Here is a 24,089-nt window from a genome sequence, read left to right on the forward strand (position 1 = left end):
CAGAAACATTTCATCGACAAATCGTCAATGTTAAGTTGACGAAAAATCCTTCTTCCGTCATCATGCCTTCTCAACGGTGTCAGAGGCGGAAAAGCCCGACCGAAAACGGCAACCGAGGGGAAGCCAATGACTGCTTTTTCTGCGTCAAGCGGGGGGATTTGCCATGTCTTCCGCTAAATCCACACGACACCACGCCCTCTTTCCCGACTGGCTGACGGCACTGCTGGACGGGATTTACCGTCTGTCCGGCTGGCTCGCCGGCGTATTTCTGGTGGCGATCTTCCTGATCATGATTTCGCTGTCCGCCGGGCGTCCTCTGGGCATAGACGTGCCGGCAGGCGACGATTTTGCGTCCTGGTGCATGGCGGCCTGCGCCTTCCTGGCACTTGCCCACACCTTCCGCTCCGGCGAACTGATCCGCATGGAACTGCTGATCGACAAGCTTGGCGGTCTGCCGCGGCGCCTGGTGGAAATCACCTGCACGGCGCTTGGGACCGCCGCCAGCGGATACTTCGCCTGGTACGCCATCGAAATGGTCCTCGTTTCCTTCGAGTTCAACGACATGTCGCAGGGGGTGATTGCGGTTCCGCTCTGGATCCCGCAGCTCGGCATGGCCGCAGGGCTTGGCATCCTGGCGCTCGGTTTCGTCGATGAACTCCTCCATCTGCTTGCCGGCGGCGCACCACGCTATGAGAAACCGAAACCGGTGACGACGGACGAGTTCGTCGAGCGCGTGATGGAAAGCGGGGTCTGACGATGGAGAGCATCCACCTTGTCGAAGTCTCCGGCCTCATTCTCGGCGCGCTGGTTTTCCTGCTGGCCGGCGGGCTTTGGATCGGCATCACCCTGCTGCTCTGCGGCTTCATTGCCATGCAGTTCGCCCCGCCCGGCATTTCCATCGGCGCGGCGCTTGCCACCAATGCCTGGAGCGGCAGCGCTTCCTGGAGCCTGACAGCCCTTCCGCTGTTCGTCTGGATGGGCGAAATCCTCTTTCGCACGCGGCTTTCGGACGAGATGTTCCGGGGTCTTTCTCCCTGGCTGAACTGGCTGCCGGGCCGGCTCATCCACGTCAACGTGCTGGGTTGCGGCCTGTTCGGCGCCGTCTCCGGCTCATCGGCGGCAACGACTGCGATGGTCGCCAAAATCACGCTGCCGGAACTGAAGACACGCGGGTATGACGAGATGATCAGTCTCGGCTCGATTGCCGGGGCCGGCACGCTCGGCCTTCTGGTGCCGCCGTCGATCCCGATGATCGTCTATGCGGTCGCGGCGAATGTCTCGATCATCCAGATGTTCATGGCCGGCCTTCTGCCGGCCGTCATCGTGATGGCGCTTTACATGAGCGCGATCGGGGTCTGGGCGCTGATGAACCCCGGCAAGATGCCGAAAAAGCCGGCGCCCATGCCCTTGCGGCAAAAGCTCAAGGAAACACTGAACCTCATTCCGCTCGGTCTCCTCATCTGCTCCGTCTTTGCAGCCCTGCTGATGGGCTGGGCCACGGCCACCGAATGCGCGGCCTGGGGTGTTCTCGGTTCCCTGGTTCTGGCCGCCTCGCAACGGTCGCTCTCCTGGAAATCCTTCCGTGACAGCGTGATGGGCGCCACCCGCATGACCGGCATGATCATGCTGATCCTGACCGGTGCCGGCTATATGTCGATCGCCATGGGCTATACCGGCATTCCGAACGCGCTGGCCGAATGGGTCAATGGCTTCCAGCTCAGCCCCTATGCGCTGATCGCGGTGCTGACGGTCATGTATATCCTGCTTGGCTGCGCCATCGACGGGTTGTCGATGATCGTGCTGACCACGGTGGTGGTGCTGCCGATGATCCAGCAGGCCGGGTTCGATCTCATCTGGTTCGGCGTCTTTCTGGTGCTGATGGTGGAGATGGCGCAGATCACGCCGCCGGTCGGCTTCAACCTCTTCGTGCTGCAGACGATGAGCGGCCGGGACAGCCTGGCCGTGGCGCGCGCCGCCCTGCCCTTCTTCCTGCTTCTCGTCGTTACCGCCGTTATCATCACGGTCTTCCCGGATATCGTGCTGATCCTGCCAAAACTGGCTTTTCCGGGATAACATCAACCAAGGGGAACTTGAGACCATGACACTGACGATGCCAATCCTTCGCCGTCTTTCGCTTGCTGCCGCAAGCCTATTTGCCCTCAGCGGCCCGTCCTTGGCCGAAACCCAGTGGGTTCTGCCCTCTGCCTATCCGCCGGCGAACTATCACGTCGAAAACCTCAATGCCTTTGCCAAGGATGTCGAGACCGCGACCAAGGGTGAGTTGAAGATCACCGTCTATCCAAGCGCCTCGCTGTTCAAGGCGCCGGATATCAAGCGCGCCGTCCAGACAGGTCAGGCGCAGGTGGGCGAGGTCCTGCTCTCGCTGCACGAAAACGAAAACCCGGTCTTCGGCCTCGACGTGGTGCCCTTCCTCGCCACCAGCTTCGAACAGTCGAAGAAGCTGTGGGCGGCTTCCAAGCCGGCAATCGAAAAGGCCCTCGACGGCCAGGGCCTCAAGCTGCTTTACGCCACCCCGTGGCCGCCGCAGGGCATCTACACGAAGAAGGATCTCAATACCGTTGCCGACATGAAGGGGCTGAAGTGGCGTGCCTATAACGTCGGCACCTCGCGGATTGCCGAACTGGTCGGCGCGCAGCCGGTCACCATCCAGGCAGCCGAACTGCCGCAGGCGCTGGCAACCGGCGCCGTGGACGGCCTGATGACATCGAGCGCGACCGGCGTCGATTCGAAGATCTGGGAATCGCTCACCCACTATTACGATACCCAGGCCTGGCTGCCGAAGAACGTGACCTTCGTCAGCAAGAAGGCGTTTGCCGCGCTCGATCCGGCGGCCCAGAAGGCTGTGGAAGAGGCTGCTGCCGCCGCCGAAGCCCGCGGCTGGAAGCTCGCCGAGGAAAAGACCGCCGCCTACATGGCGACGCTGAAGGAGCACGGCATGACCGTTGCAGCGCCGAGCGCCGACCTGAAGAAGGGCCTTTCCGACGTTGGCGAAAAGCTGACGCAGGACTGGTTGAGCAAGGCCGGAGCCGATGGCGCCACGATCGTGGACGCCTATAAGAAGATGTGATTTATGAGGTGCCGCCGGGCTGTTGTGCCCGGCGGCATTCTTGCGCGGGAGACATAAAAGCATGCCGAACCTCGAGGATCTGACGGGCCCGATTGTTTCCTCGGAACACCTGGCAAGCGGTGCGCTTCCCGCGCTGTCCGAGATCGAATTCGGCCTCGTGATGCTGAACCACGCCTTCAGCCGCTGGATGGTGCGCTGCATGGCGGCCTCCGGCGTTCCGGACCTTTCCCCCGTCGATACGCTCGTGCTGCACAACGTCAACAGCCGCGGCAAACCGAAAACGCTTGCCGATATCGCGCTCGTCCTCAATATCGAGGATACCCACGTCGTTACCTACTCGCTGAAGAAGCTGGAGCGGCTGAAGCTGATCAAGTCCGGCAAGCGCGGCAAGGAAAAGCTGGTGATGGTGACGGACGCCGGCGCCGATGCCTGCCGCCGCTACAAGGCCATGCGCGAAACCTTGCTGGTGCGATCCGTTCTGTCGACGGAGGTGTCCGCCGAGACCCTGTCTGAAATTGCCGCACGCCTTCGGGCGCTCTCCGGGCACTATGATCAGGCTGCCCGCGCCGCCGCCTCGCTCTGACCTCTCCTCACGGTTTCGCCCGGTTCCGGTGGCTGCGGCATCTCTTGCTCCGCTGAGCAGGACATGCGAAAGCCCTTGCCTTCCGGCGGATTTGCCGCACTCCTTTCCACGACCAAAGAGACAAAAATGCCCCAGAAGATCATTATCGATACCGATCCCGGCCAGGACGATGCGCTGGCCATCCTGCTGGCCCTGGCAAGCCCGGAGATCGAGGTTCTGGGGATTACGGCTGCGGCCGGCAATGTTCCGGTGGCGCTGACTTCGAGGAATATCCGCAAGGTCTGCGAACTGGCGGGCCGCACCGACGTGAAGGTGTTCGCCGGTTGTGACGGACCGATGGAAGGCAGCCTGTTCACCGCCGAATACGTGCATGGCGCAACCGGCATGGACGGCGCCGACCTGCCGGAGCCCGGCATGCCGCTGCAGTCCCAGCACGGCGTCGATTTCATCATCGAAACGCTGATGGCGCATGAGCCCGGCACGGTGACGATCTGCACGCTTGGCCCGATGACCAATCTCGGCACCGCGCTTGACCGCGAGCCGGCGATCGCCGCACGGATCCGAGAGATCGTGCTGATGGGCGGCGGCCTGTTTGAAGGCGGCAACGTGACGCCGGCTGCCGAGTTCAACATCTTCGTGGATCCAAAGGCCGCCAAGATCTGCTTCGGCTGCGGCGCGCCGATCGTGATGATGCCGCTCGACGTGACGCACCAGACGCTGACGACGGCGAGCCGCGTTGCCGCCATCAAGGCGCTCGGCACGCCGCTTGCCAATGCTGTGGTCGGCTGGCTGGAATTCTTCGAGCGTTTCGACGAGCAGAAATACGGCACCGATGGCGGCCCGCTGCATGACCCGAACGTGATTGCCTACCTGCTGAAGCCGGAGCTTTACGAGGGGCGTCTCTGCAATGTGGAGATCGAAACGGAATCGCCTCTGACCAAGGGCATGACGGTGGCCGACTGGTGGGGCGTGACCGACCGGCCGAAGAACGCCACCTTCATGCGCCACGTCGATGCCGACGGCTTTTATGCGCTTTTGACGGAACGGCTGGCGCGGCTGCCGGCAAAGGGCTGATCAAGCAACGAGCGCGTAGGGTTGAACCAGGCAATCGGCGGGAATGTGCCATTCCTGCCGAAGCCTGTTGATCATATCGAGCGTCAGCGCCCGCTTGCGCCGCAACACTTCCGAGGCCCGCGACCTCGAACCGAAAAGCTCAGCCAGATCCGATTGCGTGCGGCCCGTGGTGTCCATGTAGAACTGCAGGAGATCGATCGGATCGGAGGCTTCGAGTTCAACAACCCGGTTCTCATAGGCTTCGATCAGGTCCGACAGAATGTCGAACCGGTCGGCCTCTTCCGTTCCGGCCTGCGGCGGCTCCTGGAAGTAAGGTTCGACTTCCGCCAGCGCCCATTCAAGATCTGCCTCGTTTCTGATTGGCCTGATATCCTTCATCAGATGGTCTCCGCATTGATCCTGTCATATTCGGCATGGGTGCGAAGACCGCAAGAGGGAGCGCGTTACGTGCCCCCTCTCTCGCCAGAGATCAGGCGCCTTTCTTCAGCGCCGCATAAGCCACCGCCATGCGGGCGGCAAGCGCTGCATTGTTCTTCACCAACGCGATGTTGGCCTTCAGGCTTTCGCCCTTCGACAATTCGTTGATGCGGGCGAGCAGGAAGGGCGTGAGCTCCTTGCGGCCGATGCCCTTTTCCTCTGCCTCGCGAACGGCATCGGCGATCGTGCCATCGATGAAGTCCGGCGTCAGGGCAAATTCTTCCGGGATCGGATTGGCGATCATCAGGCCTGTGCCGGTGCCGAGCCTGTGGTGCAGGTGCATCGCTGCGGCAATCTCTTCCGGCGTATCGAGGCGATGATCGGCCTTGTAGCCGCTCTTTCGAGTGAAGAAGGCTGGGAAATCCTCCGTGCCATAGGCGATGACCGGCACGCGCTGGGTTTCCAGATATTCGAGCGTCTTGGCGATATCGAGGATGGATTTGACGCCGGCGCAGACGACGGCGGTCTTCGTGCGGCCGAGTTCGGTCAGATCGGCGGAAATGTCAAAGGTCTGTTCGGCGCCGCGATGCACACCGCCGACGCCGCCGGTCGCAAAGATGTCGATGCCGGCAAGATCGGCGAGCAGCATGGTGGCGGAGACCGTCGTGCCGGCGGAGGCCTTGCGCACCATGGCCACGGCGAGATCGCGGCCGGACGCTTTCACCACGCCCGTGGCCTGTGCCAGCGCCTGCAGTTCGTCATGTTCGAGACCGGCCCGCAGTTCGCCATCGATGACGGCGATCGTCGCCGGGACGGCGCCGTTTTCCCGCACCACGGCTTCGACCGCGAGTGCCGTCTCCAGATTGGCCGGATAGGGCATGCCATGGGTGATGATGGTGGATTCCAGCGCGACGACGGGGCCGCCGGCGGCCAGCGTCTCGGCGACTTCGCGGCTCAGTTTCGGTTTCAGAAGGGTCATGGATCATCCTTTCCTGTCGGCGAGCCGATGGAGGTTGGCTTGAAGAAAATGCGGCGAAAGTTCCGCGTGAACGCTGGCGGCCGTTTCGGTTGTCAGCGCGCCAAGAAGTGCGCCGGTGCGGGCAGCCTCGACGGTGGTGTCGCCCGCGAGCAGGCGGTGCAGGGTTCCGGCAATCATGGCGTCGCCCGCCCCGGTCATATCGACGGGAGCCGCCGTAACCGACGGCACATGGAGAGCTTTGCCATCGGAAGCCACCGCCATGCCCTGGCTTCCCATGCTCACCACCGCTTCTGAAACACCACGCGTCGTCAGGGCACTCGCTGCCTCGAAGGCATCCTTCGCCGGCGGCAGGCCCTCGCGCTCCAGGAGCGCATTGGCTTCATCGAGGTTCATGAACAGAAGATCGATGCCAGCGAGATCGGATGGCAGCCGCACCACCTTCGGCGTAGAAACGGCATCGATCGCCAGCCGGAAGCGGGCGCCTTTTCTCCGCGCGATTAGGTGATGCAGCACCTCGGCCGGCAGATTGCAATCGGCAAAAACGAGGCTTGAGGCGGCCAGATGCGGCCAGGCGCGATCGATATGGGCGGGCTGGAAGAGATCGAAGATGCCCATATCGGCAAGCCCGATGACCAGATCGCCGGCAGGATCAAGCACGGCGGCATATTCGGCGGTCGGCCGTTCGCTGGTGGTCACCACCTGGCTCACATCCACGCCACGCGCTTTCAGCTGCGCCAGAAGGGCCTGGCCCGTCTCGTCCTCTCCGATGATCGAGATGAAACTGACCGGCGTGCCGAGGAGCGCCAGATTTTCCGTCACGTTACGGGCGACGCCGCCAAAACTTCTAGCGCCATCGACCGGATTGGAGGTGGCCGGAATAACCGTGTGTCTTGCGCGGTATTTTCGATCGAAGACGGCGCCACCGATGCAGGCGGCCCGCGACGGCTCCGGCAGCACGTAACCGCGCCCCAGAATATGCCCCTTGGCGACCAGCTGGACGATGTGCGCAGCGACCGTGGAACGCGCCAATCCCAGCTGGTCGGCAATCTCCTGCTGTCCTGCAAAGGGGTTGTCCTGAATGATCTTCAGGACCGCCTGTTCCTGCGCGCCCAGTTCGCTCATTGTCGCCTCGATCTCATTGTCTCCTACGAATACAACATATGTTTATTCTGTCAACATCTGTTTTGATAGCGCTTTCTCTCGCCCCTTGTGTCTGAAGAACACGAAAGGTGAGCGGGTGTAAGGAACGAAAATCCGCAGATCGGTGTTGTTGGGCCATTGGATTATCAGAGAGGAGACAACCCAATGCGTAAGTTGATGCTGACTTCTGCCGCTGTTCTTGCAGCGCTTTTCGCAACACAGGCACCGGCCCAGGATGGCACCGTGAATGGGGCTGCCGGCGGCGCGATTACCGGCGCCATCGTCGGCGGTCCGATTGGTGCAGCCGTCGGCGGCATTGCCGGTGCGGCAATCGGTACGGCCATCGATCCGCCGCCGCAGGAAGTCGTCACTTATGTTCGCCAGCAGCCGGCACCGCAGCCGGTGGTGATGGAACGCCAGGTGGTGGTGGGTGAAGCCATCCCGCAGACGGTGGTTCTGACGCCGGTTCCGCAGCATCAGGATTACGCTTATGCTGTGGTCAATGAACAGCGCGTGATTGTTGACCCGAAGACCTACAAGGTCGTCCAGATCATCGAGTAATCACAGGCAGGGGCTGGCGTCGCCCGACGCCGGCCCTTTGCTTAAACGAGAACCGCCTGTTCGACGCGGTCCTCCTGACCGAAGAAACGCAGATAACGCTGCACCTCATCCGGATCGCCGGTTGCCTTGCGCGGATTGTCGGACAGTTTGACGGCCGGACGGCCATTCGCTTCACTGACCTTGCAGACAATCGAGATCGGCTTCAGCCCGTCAATCTGGCTTGGTGCACACCCGGCGAAATCATTGGTGAGGTTGGTGCCCCAGCCAAAGCCCATTCGCACCTCGCCTTCGAAGTGCCGATAGGTATCGATGATGGCATCGACGTCCAGACCGTCGGAAAAGATCAGAAGCTTCTGCTTCGGATCGCGGCCCATCTTCTTCCACCAGGCAATGATCTTCTCCCCGCCTTCGATCGGCGGCGCACTGTCGGGGCGAAAGCCTGTCCAGTCCGCTACCCATTCCGGCGCATCGCGCAGGAAGGATGCGGTACCGAACGCATCCGGAAGTACGATCAGCAAATTGCCGCCGTAGAGCCGGTTCCAGTCCTTCAAGACCTTGTAGGGTGCGGCCCTGAGTTCCGCCTCGCTATTGGCGAGCGCTGCCACCACCATTGGCAGTTCGTGCGCATTGGTGCCGACGGCTTCCAGATCCGAATCCATGGCGAGCAACACGTTGCTGGTGCCGGTAAAGGCCGGGCCGATGCCTTCCTTCAGCGCCTCCACGCACCAGCGCTGCCACAGAAAGCTGTGGCGGCGACGGGTGCCGAAATCGGAGATGCGCAGACCCGGCAGCGTTTTCAGCCGATCCACCTTTTCCCACATCTTCGCCTTGGCGCGCGCATAGAGCACATCGAGCGTAAAGGGGCCGAGCGATTTCATTGCGGCGCGTGAACGCAATTCGTTGATGATGGCGAGCGCCGGGATTTCCCACATAGTGGTATCCGTCCAGCGGCCATGAAAGGTCAGCTCATACTGGCCATCCCGCTTGGAGAGTTCGTATTCCGGCAGTTGATAATGGGCGAGCCAGGACAGAAATTCCGGCTCGAAGATCTGCGAACGGCCATAAAACGTGTTGCCGGCGAGCCAGATCAGTTCCTTCTTCGACAGGCGGAGCGAACGCGCATGATCCAGTTGATTGCGCAGTTCCTGTTCGTCGATCTCATCCGCGAGCCTGACGCTTTTGGTGCGATTGATCAGCGAGAACGTGACATCCGTCTCCGGATACAGCTTCCAGATCATCTGCAGCATCAGGAGTTTGTAGAAATCCGTATCGATGAGGCTGCGGATGATCGGGTCGAGTTTCCAGGCATGGTTATACACACGCCGGGCGATATCGGTCTTTGCTGCCATGTCTGCCTCTGCCCCGGCTCTTTCAAGCGGCTGGGGCATCCTTCCCTCGACCAAGAGGTTTCAGCACGACAACCTCCGCGCCCGTTATCGAAAAAAGCCGAAGCAAAGTCCAGAGATCGAACCATCAAATCGATTGATGGTGTCGATCACCCGTTCGCTGGCAATGCTTCCATCACGGATTGGACGAGGGCTGCGCGTTCGGATTGACCGGCGTTGTATCGCCGGCTGGCGGTGTGGCGGTCTGTTCGGCGGGCGGCTCCGTTGCCTGGCCCCACCATTCGGCGGCACCCCAGGCGACCATCGCCAGCACCAGACCAATCGCCAGCACCATGAAGACGGGCGTGCCGCGCCTCCCCTGGCGTGCTTCCGTGGCGCTCAGTGGCGTTTCGCCTGCCTGGGTTGGACGCGTCGTGCGTGTGGTGGTCGTGGTATCGGGATTGGGTTGGCGTTCCTGCATGCCGCGCTCCTCCGCTGAGCCTGGGCAATCCAGGCGGGTCATTGGATAGGCAACGGTCCGAAACGGCGCTTTGTTCCCAAACCCCTTACTGGCTGATGCTCGGGGCGTTGATGGTCTTCAGGTTGAAGGCCGCCGCCATCAGCGCCTTGGTGTAGTCGCTCTTCGGGCTGGCGAAGAGATCAGATGAGGGGCCTTCCTCCATCACCTTGCCGCCGCGCATGACGATGACGTGGTTGGCGAGCGCCCGGACCACCTTCAGATCATGGCTGATGAAGAGATAGGCGAGATCATGCTTCTTCTGCAGATCGCGCAGCAGGTCGACCACCTGCGCCTGCACGGTCATGTCGAGCGCCGAAGTGGGCTCGTCCAGCATGACGAAACGCGGCTTCAACACCATGGCGCGGGCAATCGCAATGCGCTGGCGCTGACCCCCGGAAAACTCGTGCGGATACCGCCAGCGGGTGGCTGGATCGAGACCCACTTCATCGAGCGCCGCAGCAACGGCCTCATCCCGCTCCTCGGCCGACATCTGCGGCTCGTGCACCTTCAGTCCTTCGGCGATAATTTCCCCAACCGACATGCGCGGACTGAGCGAACCGAAGGGATCCTGGAAAACCACCTGCAGCCGGTCGCGCAAGGGGCGCATCTGCTTGAAGGAGTAGTGTCCGATGTCGCTGCCGACGAAACTGATCCGGCCTTGCGAGGAGATGAGCCGCGCCAGCGCCAGACCGAGCGTCGTCTTGCCCGAGCCGGATTCGCCGACGACGCCGACCGTTTCGCCGGCACGCAGCGTCACATCGATGCCATCTACCGCCTTCACGTGATCCACGATGCGGCGGAAGAAACCGGCCTTGATGGGGAACCAGACCTTGATGTCCTGCCCCTCCATCACGACCGGGCGCGACGGATCGGCAAGCGGCGGCTCGCCGCGCGGTTCGGAGGACAGAAGATGGCGGGTATAGTCATGCTGCGGGGTCTCGAAGACAGCCTCGACCGCCCCGGTTTCGACGATCTTCCCCTTGGTCATGACGCAGACACGGTCGGCAAACCGCCGGACGATCCCGAGATCGTGCGTGATAAACAGGATCGACATGCCGTATTCATGCTGGAGTTTTTTCAGAAGCTCCAGGATCTGCGCCTGTACCGTCACGTCCAGCGCGGTCGTCGGCTCATCGGCGATCAGCAGTTTGGGGCGGTTGGCCAGCGCCATGGCAATCATCACCCGCTGGCGCTGGCCACCCGAGAGTTCATGCGGATAGGCCTTCAGCCGCTTTTCCGCCTCGCGGATCCCCACCTGCTGCAGGAGTTCCAGCGTGCGCGTCCGGGCTGCCTGCGGCGTCATCGCCTGGTGTAGTTCGAGGATCTCCCCCACCTGCTGCTCGATCGTGTGGAGCGGATTGAGCGAGGTCATCGGCTCCTGGAAGATCATCGTGATGTCATTGCCGCGCACCGCGCGCAGCTCTCGTTCGCTCACCCTCAATAGGTCGCGGCCCTCAAAGAGGATTTCGCCGGACGGATGGCTTGCCGCCGGATAGGGCAGCAACTGCAGGACGGAATTGGCGGTGACGGATTTTCCCGATCCGCTCTCGCCCACAAGCGCCACCACTTCGCTAGGGGCGATGTCGAAGGAGACCCGATCGACGGCGAGCGTTTCGCTGCCTCCCTGGTGGAAGGCGACGGACAGATCGCGGACGGAGAGGAGCGGATTGGTCATGCGGTCATACTTTCCAGCAGGGCCGTGAGAGTGGGTTCGTCGGGACGGATGATGGTGAGCGGCGTCAGGTCAACAGCGCCCAGAAACGGATGTTCCAGCGCCGGCACATCCGCGAACGCCTTATCCGCCGTGAGCAATTCAGGACAGCGTTCGGTGATGGCCGTTGCTAGATGAATTGCGTCCGGCAGCTTCAGCCGCGGTTGTTTCACTCTCAGCAGCGGTGCCAAATCCAGGACGTTCTGGTCCACGTCACAGACCCTTAGCCATGAACTGCTGAGGGACCAGGACATGTAGATCGAAGCCATAGCCCGATCCTGGTCACGAAGCGGCTTCACCATCAGTTCCGTAAAGGTTAACCTGCTGGTGACGAAGAGAGGCGCCGCGCCGAGGGGCTGTCGAGAGATCACCTGCGGCAGGATGCGCCCCGCATCGCTATTGCCATCGCCAAAGCTGATCAGCACGTTGGTGTCGAGATAGATTTTGCGGAGAGTCCGCATCAGTCATCCCACTCATCGCGAAGGGCACGGATCTCGGCGACAGCCTCTTCCTGCGAGACAGGCGCCGGATTAGACGCCCTGAGAACACGCAGTTGCTCCAACAACGCGTCCCGGGAGAGGGCCTCGCGCTCTGCCGGCTTCTGCGACCAAAAATTCTCGGACCAAGCGTCAAGTTGACGTCTTGCGGCCTCGGCTTCGCCGTCCACCTCCAGCACCACCCGCACGGTAGCGCCCGGCTCAAGTCCCTCTCGCAGGTCTTCCGGCAGTTTCTCCACGGGATAATGCTCACGCACAATCTTGTTCATGGCGCGCCTCTTGGTGTTGTGCGGGTGCCACTCTGCCATAGAACGGGGCGCAAGACGATGCCGCTCACCGGAAGGTCTTCCTCGGATCAAAGGCATCGCGCACCGCTTCGCCAATGAAGATCAGAAGCGACAGCATGATCGACATGGCGAAGAAGGCCGTCAGCCCCAGCCATGGCGCCTGCAGGTTGTTCTTGCCCTGCGCGATCATTTCGCCGAGCGACGGCGAACCGGGCGGCATGCCGAAGCCGAGGAAATCGAGCGAGGTCAGCGTCGCAATCGAACCCGACAGGATGAAGGGCAGGAAGGTCAGCGTCGCCACCATGGCATTCGGCAGCAGGTGGCGGACCATGATCGTCCAGTCGCCGACACCAAGCGCCCGGGCGGCGCGCACATATTCGAAATTGCGCGCCCTCAAAAATTCCGCACGCACCACACCGACGAAGCCCACCCACTGGAAGAGCAGCATGACACCAAGCAGCACGAAGAAGCCCGGCGGCAGGATGGCGGCGATGATCAGCAGGATGTAGAGCGAGGGCATCGACGACCAGATCTCGATGAACCGCTGCATCAGTAGATCCGTCCAGCCGCCGAAAAAGCCCTGGATGGCGCCAGCGGTCACGCCGATCAGAGCGGACAGAACCGTCAGCGCCAGACCGAACAGCACCGAGATGCGGAAACCATAGATGAGGCGGGCCAGCACGTCGCGCGCCTGGTCATCCGTGCCCAGCCAGTTGAGGTTGCCGAGATTGCATTTCGGATCGGCAGCCCCTTGCGGGTAGGCGCTGCAGCGCTCCTCGGCACCCATCAGCCAAAAGGGCTTGGTTGGCGCGGAATGCGGGATTTCGGAATTGACGGTCTGGTAGGAGTAGCGCACCGGCGGCCAGATCATCCAGCCATTGGCGTTGATCTCCTCCTGGATGAAATCCGAACGGTAATCCGTGGTTGCCAGGAAGCCGCCGAACTTTTCCTCCGGGTAGTTGACGAGGACCGGCGCCAGAAGCTCGCCCTTGTAGGACACGAGGATCGGCCGGTCATTGGCGATCAGTTCCGCGCAGAGCGACAGCCCGAACAGGATGAGGAAGAGCCAGAACGACCAGTAGCCGCGCCGGTTGGCCTTGAAATTCTGCCAGCGGCGCAGATTGGTGGGCGAAAGCCGGGGCCGGCGGGCGGCGGCGCCCATAGTGGCTTCCCGGGACGAAACGGTGGCGGGAGCGTTCATCACACCTCCCTCTTTTCGAAATCGATGCGCGGGTCGATCCAGGTGTAGATCAGGTCGGAGACGAGACCGACGACAAGGCCGAGCAGCGAGAAAATATAGAGCGTGCCGAAGACGATCGGATAGTCGCGGTTGATGATGGCGAGATAGCCGAGGCGACCCAGCCCATCGAGCGAGAAGATGTTCTCGATCAGCAGCGAACCGGTGAAGAAGGCGGAGATGAAGGAGGCCGGAAATCCGGCGATCACGATCAGCATGGCGTTGCGGAAGACATGGCCGTAGAGCACCCGCCGCTCCGGCAGTCCCTTGGCGCGTGCGGTGACCACATACTGTTTCTTGATCTCATCGATGAAGGAATTCTTCGTGAGAAGCGTCGTGGTGGCGAAGGCCGAGAGCGAGAGCGCGATCAGCGGCAGCGTCAGGTGCCAGAAATAGTCGGTGATCTTCTGCCACCAGGGCAGTTCGCTCCAGTTGTCGGAGACGAGGCCGCGCAGCGGAAACCAGTCGAAGAAGGAGCCACCGGCAAACAGCACGATCAGCAGGATACCGAACAGGAAACTCGGCACGGCATAACCGATGATGATCACGCCGGACGTCCAGACGTCGAAGGTGGACCCGTCCTTGACCGCCTTGCGGATGCCGAGCGGGATGGAGATCGCATAGGACGCAATCATGATCCACACGCCGAGCGAGATCGACACCGGCAGCTTGTCGATGATGAGATCGATCACCGGCGTGTTGCGGAAGAAGCTTTCGCCGAAATCGAAGCGGATATAATTGCCCATCATCTCGAGGAAACGGGTGAGCGGCGGCTTGTCGAAGCCGAACTGCTTTTCCAGCCGCTCGATCAGTTCCGGATCGAGCCCCTGGGCGCCGCGATACCGCGCGTCATCGCCGCCGCCGATCTGTTGCACGTCGGAGCCGCCGCCGGACAGCCGGTCGCCGCTATCGGAACCCTGGATCTGGGCGATCACCTGTTCGACGGGGCCGCCCGGCGCGAACTGGACGACGAGGAAGGAGATGCCCATGATGCCGACGATCGTCGGGATCATCAAAAGCAGGCGCCGCAGGATATAGGCTCCCATCAGGCCGCTCCGCCCAAGCCCGCACGGGGGCTTCCGTTCTCAATCCGCTCCAATTCGCACTCTCTCCTGACGTCCTTCAAGAATCAGCTTCACCTGTTATGTGGCCTGTGTGGCAGCATTGGCGCAAGCATCTTGAACGGGGCTTTCGCCTGCCCTCACTTTGCCCACCAGAGGCTGGGGAAACCGATGCCATATTCCGGCAGCGGTTCGGGATGGGCCAGTTTAGCCCAATAGGCGATGCGCGTTTCGCCGGAATAGAACATCGGGATGACGAAGTGATTGGCAAGCAGCACGCGGTCGAGCGCATGCACGGCGGCGATCTGATCATCGCGCGTCGGTGCGAAGGTGACCATCTTGATCAGTTCATCGACGGCGGGATCGGCAATGCCGGCGAGGTTGCGCGAGCCCGGCTGATTGGCAGATTGCGATCCCCAGTAATTCGCCTGCTCATTGCCAGGATTCATCGTCTGCGCCCACACGCCGAAGATCATATCGAAATCGAAACTGCGGACGCGGTTCACATATTGCGAGGAATCGACGGTGCGAATGCTGGCATCGATGCCGATCTTCTTCAGGCTCGCCACGTAAGGCAGGACCGTGCGCTCCATGGAGGGGCTGTTCAGCAGGATCTCGAAGCGCATCGGCTGGCCGGTCTTGGTGTTGACCAAGCGATTGCCCTTGAGCTCCCAGCCGGCCTCTTTCAGCAGCCCGATTGCCTTGCGCAGGTTGTCACGCACCTTCTGCGGATCGCCGCCCACTGGGTTCGTATAGGGTTCGGTAAAGACGCGGGCGGGGATCTTATCCTTCAGCCCGTTGAGGATCTCCAGTTCCTTGCCCTGTGGCAGACCCTTGGCGGCAAGATCGGTCCCCCAGAAGAAACTATCGACGCGGTTCAGCCCGCCATAGGCGAGGTTCTTGTTCAGGTCCTCGAAATCATAGGCATAATTCAGCGCCTCGCGCACCCGAGCATCCTTGAACTGGTCGCGCCTGAGGTTGGGCACATAGGCCTGCATCACCCCTGTCGCCCGAAAGGCGTTGCGCAGCGCCTCGCGCTTGATGCGACCATCCTTGACCGCATCGAAGTCATACCGCGTTGCCCAGCGGCTGGAGCTCAATTCCTGCCGATAGTCGATATTGCCAGCCCGGAAAGCCTCGAACTCGACATCACTGTCGGCGAAATAGGTGTAGCTGATCACCTTGAAATTGTGCTGGCCGATATTGATCGGCAGGTCCTTGCCCCAATAATCGTCGCGCAACTCGTAACGAAGGGTCGAGCCGGCCTGGAAAGAGGCGAGCTTGTAGGGACCGGAGCCCATCAGCGGCTCCAGCGTCGTCCTCGAAATGTCGCGGTCCTTGCCGCTCGCATCCTTGCCCTGCCACCAGTGCTTCGGAAGAATCGGAAAATCACCGACGATCTGCGGCAGTTCCTTGTTGTTCTTCTCGTCGAAGCGGAAGGTGACTTCGCGTTCGCCGGTCTTTTCGGCGGAAATGACGTGACGATAATAGTTGGCGAGCGTGGTGCTGTTGGCCTTGGCGCTGTCGAAGCTGAAGACGACGTCGTCCGGGGTCACCGGCTGTCCGTCGGCCCATTTGGCTTCAGGGCGCAGGCGGAAAGTGACCGACGACCGGTCCTCCGGATAGGACAGCGTTTCCGCCAGAAGGCCGTAGCTGACGCCGATCTCGTCCTCCGACGACACCATCAGCGTATCGTATATCAGCGACAATCCGGAGGCAGGATTGCCGCGATCCACCAGCGGGTTGAAATTGTCGTAGGTTCCCTCGTCGGACAGTTTCAGCTCGCCCTGCTTCGGCGCATCCGGGTTCACATAGGGCAGGCGCTTGAAGTCGGCAGGGAGCTTCGGCGGTTCAAGCGTGCCGATCGCATGGCGCCAGGTCTGCTCCTGCGCATGGGATGCCATTGGCGACAGGCCAATGGCCGCACAGGCAAGAACAAGACAACCGGTTCGGATGCGCGCCAGGATCATTCGCAAGCCCCTTGATTATTGATGTGTTAGCTGGGGAGCATAGGGGCAAAAGACGGCGGAATACAGTCTCCCGGCCTCACATGGGCTGTCACAAGCTCTTTACAAGCCAGCGTGTCGCCGGTGATGGACGTCCACAAACGGACGATGGATTCACCTCAGCCGCAAATCAGTCTAGAATCACAGGCAGAACCATCGAAGGCCGCGCATGGCGGCCTCTTCGAAACAGATGTCGAGATCACGCTTGTCCAGACGCCAGATCCTTTCCGCAGCCCTTGCCCTCCTTGTCCCCCTGTCCCTGCCGCTTGCCGTCCGGGCCGACCAGGAGGCGAAAAAGGCATTCGGGGCCGTGCAGGCGCCCAATGCCGGCGCGCCGATGCCGATCGGCTCCTATGCCAAGGGCTGCGTCTCCGGTGCCGTGCAGCTGCCGGATGACGGACCGAACTGGCAGTCCATGCGTCTCGCGCGCAACCGGCACTGGGGCATGCCGCAGACGGTCGCCACGCTGGAACGGCTGTCGCAGGATGCCGCACGCCTCGGCTGGGGCCAGGGTATTCTCGTCGGCGACATGTCGCAGCCGCGCGGCGGACCGATGGCCTTCGGGCATGCCTCGCACCAGATCGGCCTTGACGTCGATGTCTGGTTCACGCCGATGCCGGAGCGGCGGATGACGGCCGAGGAGCGGGAAAAGCTGCCGTTCACCTCGATGCTCGACAAGAGCAAGTTCCTGACGGTCGATCCCCGCAAGTTCACGCCGACGGCTGCCCGGCTGGTGATGACGGCGGCGAGCTATCGTGAGGTCGAGCGGATCTTCGTCAACCCGGCGATCAAGAAGAAACTGTGCGACACCTGGACCGGCGACCGCAGCCTTCTCGGCAAGGTGCGACCGATGTATGGTCACGACGAGCATTTCCACATTCGATTGCAGTGCCCCCCCGGCGTGCCAAGCTGCAAGGCGCAGGCCGCTGTGGCTGCCGGCGACGGTTGCGACAAGTCGCTCGCCTGGTGGTTCACCGACGAGCCGTGGGCGAAACCGAAGCCGGACCCGAACAAGAAACCGCCGCCGCCCCCGCGCCCGGTGATGGTCTCGGACCTGCCGCAGGCCTGCAGCGCGGTGCTCGCTGCACCGGCGGCGAAAGGTGCGGCGGTCACCGCCACCTCCTTTGCACCGCCTGTCGAAACCGAAGCCGCCCCGGCGTCCGACCTACCGGTCCTGCCGCCGAATGCGCCTGCTCCGGTTCCCCGTCCCCGCGGATGAGGGTGCGGACGGCGCGTGCGCCATAAATCGATTTAAAGCCTTCCATTTGCGCCCGCCTTCAGTATAGAAAACGGCAATCTTCCAAGCCTGCGGAGCACGATCCCGTGTCGGACAAGCCATGCATCGCGCTGATCGCGCATGACCAGAAAAAGGCCGAAATGGCTTCGTTCGCGCTGAAGCATCAGGTGGCGCTCTCCCGCTTTCGCATCGTTGCCACCGGCACGACCGGGGGTCGCGTGCTGGAGGCGGCACCGGGTCTCGATGTCACGCGCCTCAAAAGCGGGCCGCTCGGCGGTGACCAGCAGATCGGCGCGATGATTGCGACCGGCGAAGTCTCGATGCTGATCTTCTTCACCGACCCGCTGACGCCGCTTCCGCATGATGTCGATGTGAAGGCCTTGACGCGGCTTGCGACGGTCTACGACATTCCGATGGCGCTCAACCGCGCCACGGCCGAAAAGCTCATCGATTTTCAATAAGCGCCCGCGACACGCGTCAGCCACGGAGTTCCTTGATGTCCCATCCAGTCGAGAGCCACCCGGCCTTTCCGATCCTGATCGGCGATATCGGCGGGACCAATGCCCGTTTCTGGATCCTGACCGACGCGGCCGCCGAGCCGCTGCAGTTTCCGAATGTGCGCACCGCCGAGCATGCCGGTCTCGAAGCAGCGCTGACCATCGATGTTTTCGCCAAAACGACGGTGAAGCCGCGTTCGGCAATCCTGGCCATTGCCGGGCCGATCGAAGGCGATGACATTCCGCTGACCAATTGCGACTGGGTGATCCGTCCGAAGAGCCTGATTGCCGAACTGGGCTTCGAGGACGTGATCGTCATCAATGATTTCGAAGCCCAGGCGCTGGCGATTGCCACGCTTCCCGAAGAGGCGCGCGAAACCATCGGCGTTTCGTCCGCCGCGCCGCTGGCCTCCCGCGTGGTGTTGGGTCCCGGCACCGGGCTTGGCGTGGCGGGACTTCTGAGAGCGCGCGACATGTGGTTTCCGATTCCGGGCGAAGGCGGGCACGTGGATCTCGGCCCCCGCTCGGCGCGCGATTTCGACGTCTTTCCGCATATCGAACAGATCGAGGGCCGGGTTTCGGCGGAACAGATCCTCTGCGGCCGCGGCCTCGTCAATCTCTACCGCGCGGTCTGCCAGGCCGATGGCGTGGAACCCGTCTTTTCGGACCCGGCGGATGTGACGGCGCAGGCTTTGTCCGGCGCCAATGGCCAAGCTGCCGAAACGCTGAGCCTCTTCGTGACCTACCTCGGCCGCGTTGCCGGTGACATGGCCCTGGTGATGATGGCCAAGGGCGGGGTTTACCTTGCCGGCGGGATTTCGCAGAAGATCGTTGCCGCGCTGAAGAAACCGGAATTCCGGGCGGCTTTCGAAGACAAGGCGCCGCACAGCGCGCTGATGCGGCATATTCCCACCTTCGTCGTCACGCACCCGCAGGCAGCGCTGGCCGGCCTTGCCTCCTATGCCCGGGCGCCCCAGAGCTTCGGACTGGCCACCGCCGGACGCCGCTGGCGCCGTTGACCCACAAGCCGACTTCATTGCAACATCGACGGTGAATCTTTCCCGCCTTCTAGCCAAAGATGGCGCGACTGGTTAAGACCGCCTCGCGCGGCACGAATGCCGCAACGGATAGGGGAACCCCTTTATTGGCAGCCATCGAGACAGTCAGCAAGCGCAAGCGTCACGTCGATCCGAGCACCCTCACCGCGGTGCTCAAACGCATCATTGCCGAAAACGGTCGTGAGCATATCGGCGGTTATGCCTTCGCCATCCTCTGTCTGGTGATCGTGGCGCTGTCGACGGCCTTTACCGCCTGGATCATGGAATCGGTGGTCAACGAGGCCTTCGCCAACAAGCGCGCCGATCTCGTGTGGATCATCTGCGCGACGATCTTCCTTGCCTTCCTGATGCGCGGTCTCGCGACCTATGGTCAGGCCGTGACGCTGTCGAAGATCGGCAACAACATCGTCGCGCAATACCAGCGCCGGCTCTATTCGCATCTGATGACGCTGTCGGTCGGCTTCTTCAACGAGTCGCGCTCGGCGCATCTGGCCGCGCAGATCAGCCAGAACGTCAACGGCATCCGTGACGTGCTGAACCTGACCGTGACTTCCACCGCCCGCGACTTCCTGACGCTGATCGCGCTGATCGGCGTGATGGTCAGCAAGGACCCGGTGCTGTCGCTGATCGTCTTTGCCGTCGCGCCGCCGCTCCTCTATGCGCTGCGCTACGTGTCGAAGCGGCTGCGCAGTGCTACGAAGGAATCCGTGGAACTCAACAGCCACGTGGTGGGCGCCATGCAGGAAACCGTGCAGGGCATTTCCATCGTGAAAGCCTTCACCATGGAAGGCGAGCTCAGCCGCAAGGTGAACACCATCATCGACGCGGCGGAAAACCGTGCCAACCGCATCGCGCGGCTGACGGAGCGCACCTCGCCCTTGACGGAAACCTTTGCCGGCCTGTCGATTTCCAGCGTGATCGCCTATGCGGCCTTCCGTTCGATCTATGACGGTGTGCCGCCCGGCGCCTTCTTCGCCTTCGTTGCGGCGCTCTTGATGGCCTATGATCCGGCCCGCCGGCTGGCCAAGCTGCAGGTGCAGCTGGAGCGCGCCGTGGTGAATGCCCGGATGATCTACGAGCTTCTCGACCTGCAGCCGCTGCAGCGGGAACGCCCGGACGCGAAGGATCTGGTCGTGACCAAGGCGCGGATCGAGCTGAAGGGCGTCACCTTCCGCTACGGCGAGGGCGATGCGATCCTCAAGGGCGTCGATATCGTCGCCGAGGGCGGTGAGACGACGGCGCTGGTTGGCCCGTCGGGCGCCGGCAAATCGACGATCATCGCGCTCATCCCGCGCTTCTACGATCCGGCAGAGGGTGCGATCCTGATCGATGGACAGGACATTTCGCATGTGACGAAGGCATCGCTGCGCCGCCAGCTCGCCTATGTTTCGCAGCAGCCCTACCTGTTCGAAGGCACGATCCGCGACAACATCCGCTACGGGCGACCGGAAGCCACCGATGCCGAGGTGGAGGAAGCCGCAAAGCTTGCCTATGCGCATGATTTCATTCTGGCCCAGCCGCGCGGCTACGAAACATCCGTCGGCGAAAACGGCGTGACGCTGTCTGGCGGGCAACGCCAGCGCCTGTCGATCGCCCGTGCGCTCGTGCGCAATGCGCCGATCCTGCTGCTCGACGAGGCCACCTCCGCGCTCGACAACGAATCGGAAGCCGCGGTGCAGAAGGCGCTCGATACGGCCATCAAGGGCCGCACGGTCGTCGTGGTCGCGCACCGTCTTTCCACCGTCGTCAAGGCGGACAAGATCGTCGTGATGGCGGACGGGCTTGTGGTGGAAGAGGGTAATCACGAGACGCTTGCGCGCCGACCGGACGGGCTTTACGCTCGTCTGAACAATCTTCAGACGCCCGTCTGACACGACCATCCGAACGGATGGCCATTCACTGAGGAGCCGATTTCCCGCATGAGCGAACAGGACATGAAGCTGGTGGTTGTGGGTGCCGCCGGACGTATGGGCCAGACCATCATTCGCGTGATCCAGGACACCGCCGGCGTGAAACTGCACGCGGCGCTGGAGCGTCCTGGCTCCTCATTCATCGGCAAGGATGCCGGCGAGATTGCCGGTGCTGGTTTCCTCGGCGTGCCGGTGACCGATGATCCGATGCAGGCCTTCCTCAATGCCGAAGGTGTGATCGACTTCACCTCGCCGGCCGGCACCGTGGAATTTGCCGCGCTCGCCGCCCAGGCGCGCATCGTGCATGTGATCGGCACCACCGGCTGCTCGGGCGCCGATGACGAGAAGATTGCAGCTGCCGCCCGTCATGCCCGTGTCGTGAAATCCGGCAATATGAGCCTCGGCGTCAACCTGCTCGGCGTGCTGGCAGAACAGGCGGCGAAAGCACTTCCGGCCGCGGGCTGGGATATCGAGATCCTCGAAATGCATCACAAGCACAAGGTCGATGCGCCCTCCGGTACGGCGCTGCTTCTCGGCGAAGCGGCAGCCAGGGGCCGCGGCATCGATCTCGCCTCGCAGTCGGTGCGCGTCCGTGACGGGCACACGGGCGCGCGTCCCGTCGGCACGATCGGTTTCGCGACACTGCGCGGCGGCTCCGTCGTGGGTGAACATTCGGCGATCTTCGCCGGCGAAGGCGAACTCGTCACGCTCTCCCATTCAGCGCTTGACCGTTCGATCTTCGCGCGCGGCGCCATTGCCGCGGCGCTCTGGGCACGGCATGAAAAGCCCGGCTTCTACACCATGCTCGACGTGCTCGGGCTCTCCCACTGATCTGATTTGGAGGAAATTATGAGCGGAACCCTCGTCCTCGTTCGCCACGGGCAGAGCGACTGGAACCTGAAGAACCTGTTCACCGGCTGGAAGGACCCGGAGCTGACGGCACTCGGCGTCACCGAAGCCGAAACCGGCGGGCAGGCTCTGGCCGATGCCGGACTGAAGTTCGACATCGCCTTCACCTCCGGCCTCAAGCGCGCCCAGGACACCTGCCGCATCGTTCTCGATAAGGTCGGCCAGCCGGATCTCGAAACGATCCGCGACATTGCGCTGAACGAGCGCGATTACGGCGATCTCTCCGGGCTCAACAAGGACGATGCCCGGGCGAAGTGGGGCGAGGAGCAGGTGCATATCTGGCGCCGCTCCTACGACATCCCGCCGCCGGGCGGCGAAAGCCTGCGCGACACGGGCGCCCGCGTCTGGCCCTATTATCTCACCGAAATCCTGCCGCGCGTGCTGAAGGGCCAGACGGTGCTGGTCGCCGCCCACGGCAATTCTCTGCGGTCTCTGGTGATGGTGCTGGATCGCCTGTCGAAAGAGGAGATCCTGAAGCTGAACCTCGCCACCGGTGTGCCGATGGTCTACAAGCTGAACGCCGATTCCACCGTTGCTGCAAAGCAGGTTCTGGGCGATATGTCCGGCGCCCATTGAGGCAATCGACCCGCTCCTGATCACAGGCGCTGCCCGATCCGGCGGCGCCTTTTTTACTTGGCGTACCAGTAGGCGGTGACGAGACCGCTGGCGGCAAAGACGCTGATGAAGGTGGTGAAAAGGACTGTCGCTTCCATGACGTTCTCTCCTGTTTTGCATCCTCAACGCAGATGAACCGGATTTCGTTGCATGCGCCTCGTCCTGCCCAGCCGGATCCATCTGCAACGAGACTGTCATGGTTTTCCGCTAGCGCTTGAGCAAATCCACTGATCCTGAAGAGACATCTCCATGCGATACGCCCTCTATTTCACACCCCCGGCAACCGACCCTCTCACTAAAGCGGCTGCCGCCTGGCTTGGGCGAGACCCTTTCACTGAAACGCACCGTCCGGCACCGGAGGGGCTCGATGAGGAAATCTGGCAAAGCCTGACGGCCGAACCGCGACGTTATGGCTTCCACGCGACACTGAAGGCGCCGTTTCACCTGGCTGCCGGGACGACGGAAGCCGAGCTGGTGGAAGCCTTCCGTTCTTTCTGCGCATCCACGGCGCCAGTGGCGATCCCGAGCTTGGCACTTCGCGCGCTTGGTCCGTTTTTCGCCCTGGTGCCCAGGGACGATTCGGCGGATATCGACAGCCTGTGCACCGCCATTGTCGAAACATTCGAGCCGTTCCGGGCGCCGCTGTCACCCGAGGACGTTGCGCGGCGCAGACCCGAACGGCTGACGGAACGGCAGAGAGAGCTGCTGACCCGTTTCGGCTATCCTTACGTGCATGAGCAGTTTCGGTTTCACATGACGCTCACCGGTCCGGTTGTCGATCAGCAGCATGCCGGCGTGTCCGCTCTGTTGAGCGAACGGTTTGGCCCGTTCCTGGACCGGCCTCTGGACATCGCCCATCTCGCCCTGTTTGCCGAGCGGGAACGCGGAGCGCCTTTCCACGTTCTTGTTCATAATAGTTTGGAAGGTCGTGAAGCGATCTTGGCGCGCTGATTAGCGCTAACAACAAGATCTAATCCCCCGAATGCTCTAGTAGCCTCTGGCTTCACTCCTTACTACACTAAACGCATTGGTTGTTTTTCCACATGCGAACATAATCGAGTGAGGACATGGGTAAACTTCAGGCCGAGGACGACAGAACGCTGCAATTGGTCCATGAACTGGAGACACGTCTGGTCGTGCTTGAAATTGTCTCCATGTCTGCTCTCGCCATGGCGCTCGATACATCGGAAAACGCTGATTCCGAGCAGGCTCGTGCTCTGGCCGGCTTGATCATCGAAACCGTGGAGCAGCGGTGTCACGAACTCGGATTCGGCGACCACGCACGCAAGGCGGCCGCCGGCTACGCCGAGCGGTTGATGGGAACCGCCGTGGCTTCGCTGTATCCGACGACGCAATAGGCTGACAGAGCCAGCTTAT

At 62.2% G+C, this 24,089-nt stretch carries 25 protein-coding genes; 14 read left to right on the forward strand and 11 right to left on the reverse strand.

What is annotated here, in order from left to right; genetic code table 11:
- The first annotated feature begins 163 nt into the window (after nt 1-163).
- The 5 genes from G6N78_RS04825 (at nt 164) to G6N78_RS04845 (ending at nt 4,745) form a co-directional block, all read left to right on the forward strand.
- Nucleotides 164-754 carry a TRAP transporter small permease gene (locus tag G6N78_RS04825; RefSeq protein WP_165216163.1) on the forward strand — a complete coding sequence of 197 codons (591 nt, stop codon included), beginning with the start codon at nt 164-166 and terminating at the stop codon, nt 752-754.
- Nucleotides 755-756: 2 nt separating this feature from the next.
- The gene (locus tag G6N78_RS04830; protein WP_165216164.1) at nt 757-2,073 is read left to right on the forward strand and encodes a TRAP transporter large permease; all 1,317 of its coding nucleotides are present in this window, start codon (nt 757-759) and stop codon (nt 2,071-2,073) included.
- Nucleotides 2,074-2,098: 25 nt separating this feature from the next.
- Entirely contained in the window at nt 2,099-3,088 is a 990-nt protein-coding gene (locus G6N78_RS04835; protein ID WP_234905882.1) for a TRAP transporter substrate-binding protein, read from the forward strand.
- A 61-nt stretch (nt 3,089-3,149) separates the two neighbouring features.
- Entirely contained in the window at nt 3,150-3,671 is a 522-nt protein-coding gene (locus G6N78_RS04840; protein ID WP_165216165.1) for a winged helix DNA-binding protein, read from the forward strand.
- Nucleotides 3,672-3,797: 126 nt separating this feature from the next.
- Complete coding sequence (locus G6N78_RS04845; protein WP_165216167.1) at nt 3,798-4,745, forward strand: nucleoside hydrolase; 948 nt, start codon at nt 3,798-3,800, stop codon at nt 4,743-4,745.
- On the opposite strand, the gene G6N78_RS04850 is transcribed toward G6N78_RS04845, so the two are convergent.
- From G6N78_RS04850 to G6N78_RS04860, 3 genes are all read right to left on the reverse strand, one after another.
- Complete coding sequence (locus G6N78_RS04850; RefSeq protein ID WP_165216168.1) at nt 4,746-5,123, reverse strand: helix-turn-helix domain-containing protein; 378 nt, start codon at nt 5,121-5,123, stop codon at nt 4,746-4,748.
- A 91-nt stretch (nt 5,124-5,214) separates the two neighbouring features.
- On the reverse strand, nt 5,215-6,141 hold the full coding sequence (locus tag G6N78_RS04855) for a pseudouridine-5'-phosphate glycosidase (protein WP_165216170.1): 927 nt from the start codon (nt 6,139-6,141) through the stop codon (nt 5,215-5,217).
- A 3-nt stretch (nt 6,142-6,144) separates the two neighbouring features.
- Nucleotides 6,145-7,263 carry a carbohydrate kinase gene (locus G6N78_RS04860; RefSeq protein WP_165216171.1) on the reverse strand — a complete coding sequence of 373 codons (1,119 nt, stop codon included), beginning with the start codon at nt 7,261-7,263 and terminating at the stop codon, nt 6,145-6,147.
- Between the two features lie 183 nt (nt 7,264-7,446).
- Between G6N78_RS04860 and G6N78_RS04865 the strand changes: the two genes are divergently transcribed.
- Nucleotides 7,447-7,842: a DUF1236 domain-containing protein gene (locus G6N78_RS04865; RefSeq protein WP_165216173.1), complete on the forward strand. Its 396-nt coding sequence runs from the start codon at nt 7,447-7,449 to the stop codon at nt 7,840-7,842.
- Between the two features lie 41 nt (nt 7,843-7,883).
- Here the strand turns inward: G6N78_RS04865 and pncB are convergent, their stop codons facing one another.
- The 8 genes from pncB to G6N78_RS04905 form a co-directional block, all read right to left on the reverse strand.
- Nucleotides 7,884-9,191: a nicotinate phosphoribosyltransferase gene (pncB, locus tag G6N78_RS04870; protein ID WP_165216174.1), complete on the reverse strand. Its 1,308-nt coding sequence runs from the start codon at nt 9,189-9,191 to the stop codon at nt 7,884-7,886.
- A gap of 172 nt (nt 9,192-9,363) precedes the next feature.
- On the reverse strand, nt 9,364-9,648 hold the full coding sequence (locus G6N78_RS04875) for a hypothetical protein (protein WP_165214234.1): 285 nt from the start codon (nt 9,646-9,648) through the stop codon (nt 9,364-9,366).
- A gap of 85 nt (nt 9,649-9,733) precedes the next feature.
- On the reverse strand, nt 9,734-11,362 hold the full coding sequence (locus tag G6N78_RS04880) for an ABC transporter ATP-binding protein (protein WP_165216176.1): 1,629 nt from the start codon (nt 11,360-11,362) through the stop codon (nt 9,734-9,736).
- A complete protein-coding gene (locus G6N78_RS04885) occupies nt 11,359-11,859 on the reverse strand; it encodes a type II toxin-antitoxin system VapC family toxin (protein ID WP_165216177.1) in 501 nt (166 codons plus the stop codon). Before G6N78_RS04885 ends, G6N78_RS04880 begins: the two co-directional genes overlap by 4 nt.
- On the reverse strand, nt 11,859-12,164 hold the full coding sequence (locus G6N78_RS04890; protein WP_165216179.1) for a hypothetical protein: 306 nt from the start codon (nt 12,162-12,164) through the stop codon (nt 11,859-11,861). Before G6N78_RS04890 ends, G6N78_RS04885 begins: the two co-directional genes overlap by 1 nt.
- A gap of 64 nt (nt 12,165-12,228) precedes the next feature.
- On the reverse strand, nt 12,229-13,344 hold the full coding sequence (locus G6N78_RS04895) for an ABC transporter permease (RefSeq protein ID WP_165221296.1): 1,116 nt from the start codon (nt 13,342-13,344) through the stop codon (nt 12,229-12,231).
- A gap of 38 nt (nt 13,345-13,382) precedes the next feature.
- Entirely contained in the window at nt 13,383-14,465 is a 1,083-nt protein-coding gene (locus G6N78_RS04900; protein WP_165216180.1) for a microcin C ABC transporter permease YejB, read from the reverse strand.
- A 155-nt stretch (nt 14,466-14,620) separates the two neighbouring features.
- Complete coding sequence (locus G6N78_RS04905; protein ID WP_165216182.1) at nt 14,621-16,450, reverse strand: extracellular solute-binding protein; 1,830 nt, start codon at nt 16,448-16,450, stop codon at nt 14,621-14,623.
- Nucleotides 16,451-16,676: 226 nt separating this feature from the next.
- Here G6N78_RS04905 and mepA point away from each other — a divergent pair, with 226 nt between their 5' ends.
- From mepA to G6N78_RS04945, 8 genes are all read left to right on the forward strand, one after another.
- Nucleotides 16,677-17,705, forward strand: coding sequence for a penicillin-insensitive murein endopeptidase (gene mepA, locus G6N78_RS04910; RefSeq protein ID WP_165221298.1), 1,029 nt, complete (start codon nt 16,677-16,679; stop codon nt 17,703-17,705).
- Between the two features lie 158 nt (nt 17,706-17,863).
- Nucleotides 17,864-18,184 carry a methylglyoxal synthase gene (locus tag G6N78_RS04915; protein WP_370691508.1) on the forward strand — a complete coding sequence of 107 codons (321 nt, stop codon included), beginning with the start codon at nt 17,864-17,866 and terminating at the stop codon, nt 18,182-18,184.
- A gap of 35 nt (nt 18,185-18,219) precedes the next feature.
- Entirely contained in the window at nt 18,220-19,239 is a 1,020-nt protein-coding gene (locus tag G6N78_RS04920) for a glucokinase (protein WP_165216185.1), read from the forward strand.
- 134 nt (nt 19,240-19,373) lie between these two features.
- Entirely contained in the window at nt 19,374-21,149 is a 1,776-nt protein-coding gene (locus G6N78_RS04925; protein WP_370691509.1) for an ABC transporter ATP-binding protein, read from the forward strand.
- 48 nt (nt 21,150-21,197) lie between these two features.
- Nucleotides 21,198-22,019, forward strand: coding sequence for a 4-hydroxy-tetrahydrodipicolinate reductase (gene dapB / locus G6N78_RS04930; protein WP_165216188.1), 822 nt, complete (start codon nt 21,198-21,200; stop codon nt 22,017-22,019).
- Between the two features lie 18 nt (nt 22,020-22,037).
- Nucleotides 22,038-22,673 carry a 2,3-bisphosphoglycerate-dependent phosphoglycerate mutase gene (locus G6N78_RS04935; protein WP_165216189.1) on the forward strand — a complete coding sequence of 212 codons (636 nt, stop codon included), beginning with the start codon at nt 22,038-22,040 and terminating at the stop codon, nt 22,671-22,673.
- 288 nt (nt 22,674-22,961) lie between these two features.
- Nucleotides 22,962-23,663, forward strand: coding sequence for a DUF1045 domain-containing protein (locus G6N78_RS04940; protein ID WP_165216190.1), 702 nt, complete (start codon nt 22,962-22,964; stop codon nt 23,661-23,663).
- A 116-nt stretch (nt 23,664-23,779) separates the two neighbouring features.
- Nucleotides 23,780-24,070: a hypothetical protein gene (locus G6N78_RS04945; protein ID WP_165216192.1), complete on the forward strand. Its 291-nt coding sequence runs from the start codon at nt 23,780-23,782 to the stop codon at nt 24,068-24,070.
- The last annotated feature ends 19 nt before the right edge of the window (nt 24,071-24,089 follow it).

Origin of the sequence: Allorhizobium pseudoryzae (genome assembly GCF_011046245.1) — a bacterium.
Taxonomy (GTDB): domain Bacteria; phylum Pseudomonadota; class Alphaproteobacteria; order Rhizobiales; family Rhizobiaceae; genus Neorhizobium; species Neorhizobium pseudoryzae.